This is a genomic window from Gelidimonas diazotrophica (genome assembly GCF_055694025.1).
In genome coordinates this window covers 1,522,483-1,534,346 of record NZ_CM146349.1, presented here as the reverse complement: position 1 = coordinate 1,534,346, position 11,864 = coordinate 1,522,483, and the positions used below count along the sequence as shown (strand labels likewise).

The following is an 11,864-nucleotide window of genomic DNA, read 5'->3' as shown; positions in this document are numbered from 1 at the left end:
TCAAATACCAACTTGCCTGCCCTATTGCGTCACTAACTGCGGAGAGTCTGCCCATGCGCTACGAACTGTATTACTGGCCCACCATACAGGGCCGGGGAGAATTCATACGACTTGCCCTGGAAGATGCGGGCGCCGATTACGATGATATTGCTCGTGGTTCCGAGCGTAGCGGCATGGGCATGCCGGCGCTGATGCGGCTGCTGGAAAGCAACGATCTTGCCCAGCCGCCATTCGCGCCGCCGTTCCTGAAAGCCGGCGACCAGATCATCGGACAGACCGCCAACATATTGCTATTCCTGGGCCCGCGGCTCGGGTTGGTACCGGAAGATGAAACGAGCCAGCACTGGGCGCACCAACTGCAACTCACGATTGCTGACCTGTTGACCGAGATACACGATACCCACCACCCGATCGCCAGCGGTCTCTATTACAAAGACCAAAAACCGGAAGCGTTGCGGCGTGCGCAAGACTTTACCTGCGCACGGCTACCGAAATTCCTCGGCTATTTCGAGCGCATCCTTGAATGTAACAGCGGTAACGACGATAACGGCGACGTTTATTTGCTAGGCGATGCGCTGTCTTACGTCGATTTGTCGATGTTCCAGATCATCGCCGGTTTGCGCTACGCGTTCCCGCATACGATGAAGGCGCTGGCACCTGCGTACCCACGCTTGATCGCGTTGCATCAAAGCGTCGCGGCACGCCCGCACATCGCCGCCTATCTGGCGTCAAACCGGCGCTTGCCGTTCAATCAGCAAGGTATTTTTCGGCACTACGCGGAGCTTGATGGATAGTTGGACGGGAGGCGGCGCAGACGCGCATAAAGTGACACATCTGGTCGAAAATATAAAAGCCACTCAACATTGCGGCATGAGCGGCTTTCAGGTTAGGACGGTTGCGCGGAAACTATGGACACCCCGCGCACAGCATTGCGGACTCCTCAGGCGGCCTCAGAATTCTTCCCAGTCACCGCCACCGGCGGCAGGCGCATTCGCCACGTGTTTGAGCGACTTCGCTTCCGGCTTCGCACGCTTGACGTTGCGGGCGACTGCCGCTAACAGAGCCGGACGGTTCACCACCTTGGACGGCGCACTTGTGGCGACGTGCGTGCCACCGGTCTTGAACACGCTGACTACTTGCACCAGGTTGCCGGCCTGATCCTGCAGCGATGCAGCAGCGGCGGCGGCTTCTTCCACCAACGCAGCATTCTGCTGAGTGACCTGATCCATCTGCATGATCGCCTGGTTGATCTGGTCTATGCCTGAGGTCTGCTCGGCGCTGGCCGAAGTGATCTCGCTCATGACGTCGGTCACGCGCGTGACGCTCTCGACGATTTCCTGCATGGTCGCGCCAGCCTGCTCGACCAGCTTGGTGCCGGTTGCGACCTTGTCGACCGAGTCGCCGATCAGGGTCTTGATTTCCCGTGCCGCAGCGGCCGAACGTTGCGCCAGGTTGCGCACTTCACTGGCGACCACCGCAAAGCCCCTGCCCTGTTCGCCGGCGCGCGCCGCTTCCACCGCAGCATTCAGCGCCAGGATGTTGGTCTGGAACGCGATGCCGTCGATCACGCCGATGATGTCGGCGATTTTTTTCGAGGAATCATTGATAGATACCATGGTGTCTACCACTTGCGAGACTACCGCGCCGCCCTTGAACGCGACATCGGATGCGGATTGCGCCAGTTGATTGGCTTGCCGCGCATTGTCGGCATTCTGCTTGACTGTAGCCGTGAGTTCTTCCATCGACGACGCGGTTTCTTCCAGCGAACTGGCTTGTTCTTCGGTGCGGGAAGATAAATCAAGATTGCCGGCCGCGATCTGGCTGGAGGCGGTGGCGATGGTGTCGGTTGACTGCCTGATGTCGCCGATGGCCGCATTCAGGTGTTCACGCATCGCGTTCAAGGCAAATAGCAGGCTGGTACTGTCATCTTTAGCAAAGACAATTTCCATTGATAAGTTCCCGCCAGATATCGCGTGTGCAACTTCGACGGCATAAACAGGTTCGCCACCCAGTTGCTGCATGATGTGACGAATCAACCAGAAAACTATTCCCGCGCCCGCCACCATCGCTGCCAGCATCAGCGCCAGCGCGATAACTAACATGCGCTGGCCAAATGCGGCCATCTCCGTTTTGGTATTTTCAACTGCGGCGTTCTTGGCCTTGATGTAATCCTGTAACAATATCCGGATATTGCGCCACACCGGGGTCTCTTCCTTGCGGATCGACTCAAAGGCTGCGGCCTGACTCTCCCTAGTAAGGGCAAGAATTTTTGCCTGAATTGGAATTTGCTGGTCTCGCAATGCAGCAACTTCTTGCAGAACTTTCAAATCTACCGGATCATTTTTTGCCAGGGACAAGGCACTTTGATTGATATCCTTGAACTCAAGGCCCGCCATCTCCAGATTTTTGAAGGCTGTTTTGTTGGCCGGATCAATAACAGTGTTGCGCAATGCCTGCCCAATGAGCAATCCTTGTGCATACAAGTCAGTTGCGGCTTTCGAGTACGCAAGATCATGCTCCAGAAATCTCTCGAACTGACTCTTGCTGCTCTGCATCCCCGTTAGTGCCACGCCGATCGCAACGCTGAACAACAGGAATACCAGGCCCATGTTCAAAATGATCTTTGTCTTTAACTTCATATTCATGTTTGCAAATTCCCTTTGATCCAAAATTTAATCGACTGTTACGCTGTTGGATTTAGACGTAATGAATTGACTTCGAGTGTGAAGCTATTGGGCCTTGATGCATGCCACAGCCTTCTCAATTAGGCTCATGCCATCGCTCGACATCAGCTTGTCGATATCGGCCACCATGCCGATGATGCGGCCGGCGATGTTGAGGATGATGACGACCGTGAACTGGTCGTAAGTGGGCGTACCGAGATTGAATTTGATGCGCATGTCAATGATCGGCACGATCACGCCGCGCAGATTGACTACGCTTTTGATGTAGTCGGGGCTATTGCCGCTGCGGGTGACGATGCCAAAACCGCGCAGCTCCTGGACTTTCCGGATATCGATGCCGTATTTTTCATGACCCAAGGTGACGGCTAGAAATTCCAGGGAAGAGATGGAGGACATGCCGTCTGTGATGGACGCCGTATGCCGAGCCAAATTACCTTGTGCATTCAACGATGCAGTATTGATACTGGGCGTCATCATATTCCACCGGAAAAATTTTTCGATTATAGCTACGTGTCCTCATATCATTTTGTCCTGCATCAACTAAACGACCCTTGATGAGAAATTAATTAAAATTCGACAACTAAATAAATGTGGGCACAAATCGTGCCCATTCTTGACTACCCCCGCCGCCGGCACATCGCCGGTGACGAGATGGTCGGCGACATCAAAACTCTACCCATTCACCGCCTTTGGCGGCAGGTGTATTCGCCACGCGTTCGCGCAACTTCACATGCAACGCTGGGCTCCTGATATCGCGGGTTGCGGCCGCGATGGGTGCAACCACCGCGTGCGTGCCGTCGATCTTGAACACGCTGACCACTTGCACCAGGTTGCCGGCTTGATCTTGCAGCGATGCGGCAGCGGCGGCGGCTTCTTCTACCAATGCGGCGTTCTGCTGCGTCACGTTATCCATTTCCGTAATGGCCTGGTTGATCTGCTCGATGCCGGCGGCTTGTTCTCGGCTGGCTGCCGTGATCTCGCTGATGATGTCGGTTACGCGCTTGACGCTCGCTACGACTTCATTCATCGTGCTCCCGGCCAGATCGACGAGCTGGGTGCCTGCATCGACTTTTTCGACTGAATCGCCAATCAGGATCTTGATTTCCTTTGCTGCAGCGGCCGAACGTTGCGCCAGATTGCGCACTTCAGTTGCGACCACCGCGAAGCCACGCCCTTGCTCGCCGGCGCGGGCCGCTTCCACTGCCGCATTGAGAGCCAGGATGTTGGTCTGGAACGCGATGCTGTCGATGACGCTGATGATATCGACAATTTTCTTCGCCGAGGCATGGATTGAGCCCATGGTCTCGACCACTTGCGACACCACCGCGCTGCCTTTGCTCGCCACATCCGAGGCCGAAGTCGCAAGGGTGTTGGCTTGGCGTGCGTTGTCGGCGTTCTGCTTGACGGTGCTGGTCAGCTCTTCCATCGACGATGCGGTTTCTTCCAGCGAACTGGCCTGCTGTTCGGTGCGCGACGACAGATCCATATTACCGGCCGCGATTTGGCTTGAAGCAGTGGCGATGGTATCGGTGCCGATGCGCACTTCGCCCACTATCCCGATCAGGCTGTCGCGCATGTCTTTCAGCGCTTGCAGCAGCTTGCCGGTCTCATTCGTCGAGGTGACTTCTATTTTCTGGCTCAAATCACCGGCGGCAACGTTTTGCGCAATCCTCACGGCATAGTTCAGGGGATGTGAAATGCTACGCACTAGCCAAATGCCAATGCCAAAACCCATTAGCAAACCCAATGTCATGAAAGAAATAGCCAAAATACGGAAAGTGCTGTAGGCGTCTTGCGACTGTTGAAATTCACGCTCACCGGTATCCAGCTGTAACCGGATGAGCGCATCAATCGGGTCACGCGCTTGCAAGAAATACAGCTCCATTTTGCTATCCACAAGTTCGGTCGCCAGTTTGATGTCGTTGGCGCGCAACGCAACGATTGCAGGTTTTAGCACTACATCTTCGAATGCCTTGCTTGCTTTGTTCAACTTGTCGGAAAGCGTTTTTTCCTCCGACAACAAGTAAGTGGACTGGTATTGAGTCCATACATTGTGTCTTTCTACCTCATCTTTTTCCACTATATCCATGCGCATACCGATTTTTGCCGGGTCGCCAGTAATGGCTTTGTAGATCGTCAGTTGATTGCGAGCAAACAATCTGACCACCTGATCAAGCTGCCCTACCGCAATCAGGCGATCTTCATAAACCGTCTTGAGCGACGCGTTGACACTACCTAAACTGATTAATCCCATCACACCGATTAGCACCATGATGGCCGAGATGAGGCTGATTACAAAAATCAGCCGAGATTTGATGGTGAGGTTTTTGAGCATATTATTTTCCCGGTTGCGTCTGATTGCTTGCACATTAAATATTGCAGTATTGGCACCAATATTGGCTGTCAACATGTTTCCTAAATACAATTTTTTTATGATAACTACGCACTATCGGCTTATCTTGACTCTCGTCAATTAAATGACACTTGACTAAAAATTAATTGACCGTGGCACAAAAAAAAGCGCCCAGGCCAATAGGGCCGGGACGCTTTGATGCGATTGTTTTCGTACTGTCCTGGTGATGCTTACCGCACTCTTTTTGCCACCGACGCCGGATGTGGAATACCTTCGCGGTCGATATGGGCGACGCTGGTCTTGAAACGCTGCACGCCGTTGCGGTCGAGTTGCAGCCGCAATACCCAGCCGACGGCTTGATTGGCATTGTCGAGTTCTTCCATCACGAAGTTACCCACGCTATAGACAATGAGCTTGCCCTTGTAGTGCTCGATTTCTTGCGTGACGTGCGGGTGGCCGCCGATGATGACGTCGGCCCCGGCGTCGATCATCAAGTGTGCCAACTGGCGCTGGCGCGCGCCGGAGTGGGTTTCGTTTTCCCAGCCCCAGTGCATGATCGGAATCACCAAATCTGCTTTATGCACGCTGCGCGCAGCCTTGATGTCGGCCACCACTTGTTCGTCCTCGCTCCACGCTACACCGGGAGCGTTGTAATCGGCTTCGAAACTGCGCGGCATGAATTCGTTATAACTGAGCAGCGCAATGCGGATACCTTTGCGCTCAATGATGAGCGGGGCGTGCGCTTCGCGCAGATTGTGGCCGCCGCCGAATTTCAGGATGCCCTCCTGATCAAGTAAACCGAGCATTTCAGCAAAGGCAACGCGGCCAAAATCGCCCGAGTGGTTGTTGGCCAGCGCGACCGCATCGAAGTGGCGCTTGAGTACAGCCAGCGTGCGCGGGTGGGCGCGAAAGGTGAAGTTCTTGTCGGCCGGATCGCCGCTGGTGGCAACCACGCATTCGAGGTTGCCGATGCGAATGTCGGCCGCTTGCAGTATTGCAGCAAACGGGGCGAATGGATCGCGGCCCTGTTCAATGGCTTTGCCGGGCTTGCCGTCCAGCACGATGTCGCCGGCAAATAACAAGCTGACCGTTGGCTCCGCTTCTGCTGCGATGGCACTGGCGCTGGATATGCACAGCGCCAGACAAACCGCTCTAGTGATCGCGTGCTTAATGTACTTAATCTGTTTGGCAAGATGGATCATCACTGCACTCCCTGCAAGGTGCAACTGTACTGAAGCTCGCGCTCCACATTGGAGGCATAAAGAAAATTGTTGCCAGTCAGTGCGATGGGCGTCACGGACGCCTTGAAAGGCGGCAAATATTTGGCTTGATGGATAAGTATCGGCTGGCGTTTTGCATCAAGGTAAGCGTACAGATTGATTACGTCGATCCGTTCTTGCGTACCCAGCACCACGGCCTTGAAGCGAAATCGCCCGCCGATGTCGACCGATGGAACGCTGTAGGGGTCCGAGCCGGGCACAGCTACCACAATATGCGTGGTGCCGGCATACGTAACCTGGCAGCGCAACAATGGCGCGGCGTGGGCAACTGCGGTAGCGGTGGCAAGTAGCAAAGTCGCCCATAGTGCGACGACGCGCATCCTGATGCTGGAGTGTTGAAATGGGATGGACATAGTCAGAAGCGGTATTCGGACACGATATGTTTGCTGAAATTGTGCTTGGTGCCGCCGGGCACTAAATCAGCCAGCTTTCGGGGGCTGGCAGCGGAAATAAAAATGTCGGCGACCTGATCCTTGCAACGGAACTTCATTGCCGGGCTGAGTATTTCGCTGGCCTTGATTTTCAGATGGCGGAAAACCTTGGCCTTTTCACTGCAGAGCAGGATGTGAATTTCCTTTTTGAATTGCAGCAATGGGATATGAATCCACCAACCTTCATCGCCGGCATGTGCGACGACGGTTGCCCAATGCGTATTGCTCTCATTGAGCAACGGGCTGCCAAGAGCCCCATTAACGCGCTTGATGGCTTCACTTTTGATCATGTTTTTTCTCTTGATGGTGACTGGTAACGATAGAACTTACATTTACACATGGTTTTTCAACCATAATTATACTAACTGATGTATTTTATAGCTCCGCAATATATACGTGCGGAAGATACAGCATTTATGTGCATACTCCCTTTATTTATAAAAACCCAAAATTCAATCAAGCAAGCTTTGCTCTCCGGCGGCGAAGCCTTCCACCAGCGCGTCGATGAAATCCCGTACCGCCGGCACCAAACCGCGACGCGATGGAAAGAGCGCATGCACGACGCCCTGCGGAATCGTCAATTCCGGCAGCACATGTTCCAGCGCACCGCTGGCGAGATCCTCTTGCGCCATGAATTTGGGCAAATACGTGATGCCGACGCCGTTCAGTGCAGCGCGATGCAAGGTAACGAAATCGTCGGTAGCCAGACGCGGCAAGTGTGAAACGGCTTCGACGCTGCCGTCTGGCTTGGTGAACTGCCACAGATATTTGTCGCCAGGACGCGTCATGCTCAAGGTGGGAAAGCGGCTCAAATCGGCAATTTGCTGCGGTTTGCCGTGCAGGGCAAACAAGCCGGGGCTGCCGAGCAAAATGAGTTCGGTATTAGCCAGCAGGCGAACGGCCAGATTGGAGTCTTCCAACGGCAGGCTCCTGACCCGCAATGCAATATCGAAACCTTCTTCCACCACATCCACACGGCGGTTGGTGGCTTCCACATGAACCCGCACCAGCGGTTTTGCCAGCAAAAAGCGCGTCACTATGGCGGCAACATTGCTATGCAGCAATCCGACCGGACAACTTAAGCGCACCAATCCTTGCGGCTCGGCGCGGGTACGATCAATCGTATCGCGTGCCGCCTGCGCTTCGGCGACGAGCGCAATACAGTGCTGATAAAACGTATTGCCAACGTCGGTCATCGAAATTTTGCGGGTGGTCCGGTTGAGAAGACGCACCCCCAGGCTGGATTCAAGATCGCTGATACGCCGGCTGAGTCTGGAAACCTGCATCCCCAAGTGCCGCGCAGCAGCGCTATAACCGCCCTGCTCGACCACTTTGGCGAACAAATACATATCATTCAAATCGTACATTGCAGATCCAATTATTCTATATACAGGATAATCATTATCGAATTTAGCTATTTAACTAATATTATTTCTATTTTAAACTTAGTCATTGAAAAAGATTTATAACCCAATTCTTAATTATTAAATGGAGTTCCAGTATGAAAATTCTGCATATTGATTCAAGCGCACTCGGTGCCATGTCGGTTTCACGAGAAGTGACAGCCGCTACCGTCTATCAACTGCAAGAAACCAATCCGAATGCAACCGTCACTTACCGCGACCTGGCCGCAACACCGCCAGCGCACTTGGGTGGCGAGTTGCTGGCGGCATTGCGTCCGCAAGAAGGTTATGTTGCGCCGGAGAGTTTGCACGCAGAATTGGCATTGACGGAAACCATGCTGACAGAATTTCTGGCAGCCGACGTGGTGGTGATCGGCGCGCCGATGTACAACTTCTCGGTGCCGACCCAGCTCAAGGCATGGATAGATCGCATTGCGCAAGCAGGCCGTACTTTCCGCTACACCGCACAAGGCCCGGAAGGATTGGCCGGCGGCAAGAAAGTCGTGATCGTATCGTCGCGCGGCGGCATGTATGCCGGCACCGCTTATGAAGGTGCAATGGATCATCAGGAAGCATTCCTGCGCGCCGTGCTGGGCTTCTTCGGCATTACCGACATCGCGGTGATCCGCGCCGAAGGTATCGCGATGGGCCCGGATGCACGCGCACTGGCTTTGGACAAGGCACTGAATCAGACCAAAGAATGTGCCTGACGCCTCTGTTTGGCTGACCTGAATGTAAAAATGTCGCACCCCTTTTGTATTGAGCGGCGCGACATTTTTTATGTTCAGCACATTGTGCTACTACATCAAACCAGCTTTTCCTGCGCCACCAGCACGCCGTCTTGATCGGCATAAATCCAGTTGCCGGGCCGCACTGCGACGCCATTGATCATGACGCGCAACTGTATTTCTCCCACGCCTTTCTTGATGCTTTTTTGCGGATGCGTTGCCAGCGCGCGCACACCGATGGCGCAGGCATTGATCTCGACTGAATCGCGAATGCAGCCGTTGACGACGATGCCACTCCAGCCGTTATTCACTGCCAGCATGGCCAGATTGCCGCCGACCAGCGCGCAGCGCAGACTGCCGCCGCCGTCGATTACCAGCACTTGGCCGTTGCCCGGCTGCTCCAGCGCGGTACGCACCAGCGCGTTGTCTTCAAACACTTTCAACGTATAGGCAGGGCCGGAAAAAATCAGATTCTGGCCGTAAGCCTTGAACACCGGCGGCAACACCGCCAGCGCGCCGCTGGCGAGTTGGTCTTCGTGCGCGTCACACATATCGCAGGTGGCAAAAGTCATTCGATTCTCCAGCAAGGTTTATAAAATATGGGGTTGCAGCATTACAGCGCTACAGAATTGCACCAGAAAACTACGCCGTCTGTACCTTGGTGCTGCGTTTACTGGTATCGCTGCCGACACTGATGGCCGTGACAATCGACAGTATCTGAAACAAGCCAATACTGATGAAAACCCAGGCCGGATGGTCGGCGTCCATCAGTGCGCCAAATAGCAGCGGCGCCACCGATGAACCCGCATCCAGCCCGGAATACACGACGCCATATACGCGTCCGGTGGCATTCTTCGGTGCAGAAGCACGGATCAGCAAATCGCGCGACGGTCCGGCAATTCCGGCACCAAAGCCCACTGCCCCCATCAGCACCACGGCCATCCATGCCGGCACCACACCGAGCGCAATAATCAAGGCCATCGCGCCGGCAGCGGTAAATGCCAGCGCGATGGTGCGGTCATGGTGCGTGGTTTTGGTAGTCAGAAACCCGCCCCACAACATGCCCGCTGCCGAGGCCAGCATATACGCGGTGAACGCGGTCGTCGCCAACGGCAACGACATTCCATACAAGGCACGCAAGCTGGAAGAAGAAAAACCCTGGATGCCGCTCAAGGCCATCGCAGTCATGAAGAAAAATCCGAAACACAACCAGACCGAAGGCCCGCGCATAAAATCTAAAAGAGAACCCTCTTCCTCTTTAGCATCTGCGTGATGGGCTTGGGCCGCTTGGGTAGATGCCGCAGATGTAGCAACTGCAACCGGTGTCGCCAGCACCGCCCGATTGATCCATAACAGCGCCAGCACCGCGAAAGTAACAAGTGCAGCGAAAAGCAGGGCCATGCGCCAGCCGCTCATGCCGGCGATGGCGATCATGAAGACCGGCGCTGCGGCCCAGCCGAGATTGCCGGAAATGCCATGTACCGAAAAAGCATGTCCCAGGCGCGACGTCGAAACCCGCTGATTGAGGATGGTCAAGTCAGCCGGATGGAATACGCAATTGCCCAGCCCGGCCAGCATCGAACCCGCCAGCAAAATCGCATAATTCGGTGCTATCGACATCACCAGCGCGGCACCACCCATGCAGCCAATCCCGGCAAACAGCACCGTGCGGGCGCCGACCTTGTCGACCACAAAACCCGCCAGCGCCTGCCCAACGCCGGAGACGATGAAAAACACCGTCATCAAAAAACCCAGCTCCGCATACGATAGATCGAAAGCCACTTTCAGCCAGGGAAACAGCGAAGCCAGCAATAAATGGGAAAAGTGCGACACCGCATGGGCGGTGCCGACCAGGCCGATCACCCGGGCATCTTGTCGCAAAGTCTGTTCTTGATTCATGGCACTCTCACAGCTAAATAATTGCTTAGTGCATACAAAAAAAGCCAGTCTATTTTCAGATAAATTGACATGATTTTATCGAATTAATGACAAAGAACGGCCGATGATTCCACAAATCCTGAACCACACCCTACCGCCATTGCCGACCACCACGCCGACGATGTACCCGTTGCGCATGGTAGCCCGCCAGAATACCTCGGAATCGCTGATCCCGCATAGCCACGCCCGGGGTCAGGTCACGCATGCAATCGAAGGAGTGATTCGGGTCACGGTCGGCAACAGTACCTGGATTGTGCCGCCGTTTCGGGCCATCTGGATTCCGCCTGGCAAGTTGCACGGTATTCAGGTGCTGGAGAAAGTGCGCTTGCGCAACTCTACGTCGATCCCGATCCCGCCCATTCAAGGACGCCGATTGTGAAGCGCTGGCAGTCCCGGCCTTGCTGCGCGAACGGAGAAGCTATCTTGCAATAATTTCACCTGAAATTATCAAGCACCAGCCGAAAGATGGAGATTCTGATGATGTTTTCGGTGGCCCCAGGCAGGATTTCGACATCTCGTCTGACTTCAAGTCGCTTTGGTTCATTTGTTATGCTAAAAATCTAAAAACTTGATTTCTACACAACGACTATTGCAAGACAACTTTTAGTTTTTTATCAACGATTCTGTATGTTCATTGCGCTTTGACAAATTGGTGTCTGTTGAACTGTTCATAGTCGTATCAAAGCTTGAAAAAAGGGTTTAAGGCAAAGCTGATTAAGTCCACCAATTCCACAGTGCATACGTTATAAAAGTTATAGAAAACAAATACGGCAGGCGGGAATGAAACAGCAGACTCTGGCAATGGCGGCGGATCAAGGAGCGGGGTTTGAACAACACCGCAGACCGACACGATGCGCTGAATTTCCGGACACAATGAACCGCATCGTGCCATGGGTAAGACAGTGTGCAGTGCTCGGGCCGCACTACCCGAAGCGAGGAAATGGTCGCCTGCCGATTGGCACAGGTGCGCCCATAGTGGGCAAATGGCGGCCCAAAAGCCCAAAAAATAGCCCCGAAATAGCAAGAGTAAACGCGTTGAAATTGTCT

The 11,864-nt window shown here is 54.3% G+C and carries 11 protein-coding genes and 2 pseudogenes; 4 read left to right on the top strand and 9 right to left on the bottom strand.

Annotated features, from left to right (window positions below):
• Positions 1-53 precede the first annotated feature (53 nt).
• The gene (locus KGFNPO_RS07100; RefSeq protein ID WP_472633925.1) at positions 54-794 is read left to right on the top strand and encodes a glutathione S-transferase; all 741 of its coding nucleotides are present in this window, start codon (positions 54-56) and stop codon (positions 792-794) included.
• Between the two features lie 156 nt (positions 795-950).
• Here the strand turns inward: KGFNPO_RS07100 and KGFNPO_RS07095 are convergent, their stop codons facing one another.
• From KGFNPO_RS07095 to KGFNPO_RS07065, 7 genes and pseudogenes are all read right to left on the bottom strand, one after another.
• Complete coding sequence (locus KGFNPO_RS07095; protein ID WP_472633923.1) at positions 951-2,639, bottom strand: methyl-accepting chemotaxis protein; 1,689 nt, start codon at positions 2,637-2,639, stop codon at positions 951-953.
• A 162-nt stretch (positions 2,640-2,801) separates the two neighbouring features.
• Positions 2,802-3,080: pseudogene (locus tag KGFNPO_RS07090) on the bottom strand (chemotaxis protein CheW); the annotation flags it as partial.
• Between the two features lie 268 nt (positions 3,081-3,348).
• Positions 3,349-5,019, bottom strand: coding sequence for a methyl-accepting chemotaxis protein (locus KGFNPO_RS07085; protein ID WP_472633921.1), 1,671 nt, complete (start codon positions 5,017-5,019; stop codon positions 3,349-3,351).
• Between the two features lie 248 nt (positions 5,020-5,267).
• Positions 5,268-6,239: a CapA family protein gene (locus KGFNPO_RS07080; RefSeq protein ID WP_472634411.1), complete on the bottom strand. Its 972-nt coding sequence runs from the start codon at positions 6,237-6,239 to the stop codon at positions 5,268-5,270.
• The gene (locus tag KGFNPO_RS07075; RefSeq protein ID WP_472633919.1) at positions 6,239-6,670 is read right to left on the bottom strand and encodes a hypothetical protein; all 432 of its coding nucleotides are present in this window, start codon (positions 6,668-6,670) and stop codon (positions 6,239-6,241) included. The genes KGFNPO_RS07080 and KGFNPO_RS07075 overlap by 1 nt, the downstream gene beginning before the upstream one ends.
• 2 nt (positions 6,671-6,672) lie before the next feature.
• Complete coding sequence (locus KGFNPO_RS07070; RefSeq protein ID WP_472633917.1) at positions 6,673-7,038, bottom strand: hypothetical protein; 366 nt, start codon at positions 7,036-7,038, stop codon at positions 6,673-6,675.
• Positions 7,039-7,200: 162 nt separating this feature from the next.
• Positions 7,201-8,115: a LysR substrate-binding domain-containing protein gene (locus KGFNPO_RS07065; protein ID WP_472633915.1), complete on the bottom strand. Its 915-nt coding sequence runs from the start codon at positions 8,113-8,115 to the stop codon at positions 7,201-7,203.
• Between the two features lie 134 nt (positions 8,116-8,249).
• On the opposite strand from KGFNPO_RS07065, the gene KGFNPO_RS07060 reads away from it, so the two are divergent.
• Positions 8,250-8,861 carry an FMN-dependent NADH-azoreductase gene (locus KGFNPO_RS07060; RefSeq protein ID WP_472633913.1) on the top strand — a complete coding sequence of 204 codons (612 nt, stop codon included), beginning with the start codon at positions 8,250-8,252 and terminating at the stop codon, positions 8,859-8,861.
• 95 nt (positions 8,862-8,956) lie between these two features.
• On the opposite strand, the gene rraA is transcribed toward KGFNPO_RS07060, so the two are convergent.
• Complete coding sequence (gene rraA, locus KGFNPO_RS07055) at positions 8,957-9,451, bottom strand: ribonuclease E activity regulator RraA (protein ID WP_472633911.1); 495 nt, start codon at positions 9,449-9,451, stop codon at positions 8,957-8,959.
• Positions 9,452-9,521: 70 nt separating this feature from the next.
• Complete coding sequence (locus KGFNPO_RS07050) at positions 9,522-10,778, bottom strand: MFS transporter (protein WP_472633909.1); 1,257 nt, start codon at positions 10,776-10,778, stop codon at positions 9,522-9,524.
• Positions 10,779-10,881: 103 nt separating this feature from the next.
• On the opposite strand from KGFNPO_RS07050, the gene KGFNPO_RS07045 reads away from it, so the two are divergent.
• The gene (locus tag KGFNPO_RS07045) at positions 10,882-11,196 is read left to right on the top strand and encodes a cupin domain-containing protein (protein ID WP_472633907.1); all 315 of its coding nucleotides are present in this window, start codon (positions 10,882-10,884) and stop codon (positions 11,194-11,196) included.
• Between the two features lie 401 nt (positions 11,197-11,597).
• A pseudogene (locus tag KGFNPO_RS07040) lies at positions 11,598-11,777 on the top strand (IS5/IS1182 family transposase); the annotation flags it as partial.
• Positions 11,778-11,864 lie beyond the last annotated feature (87 nt).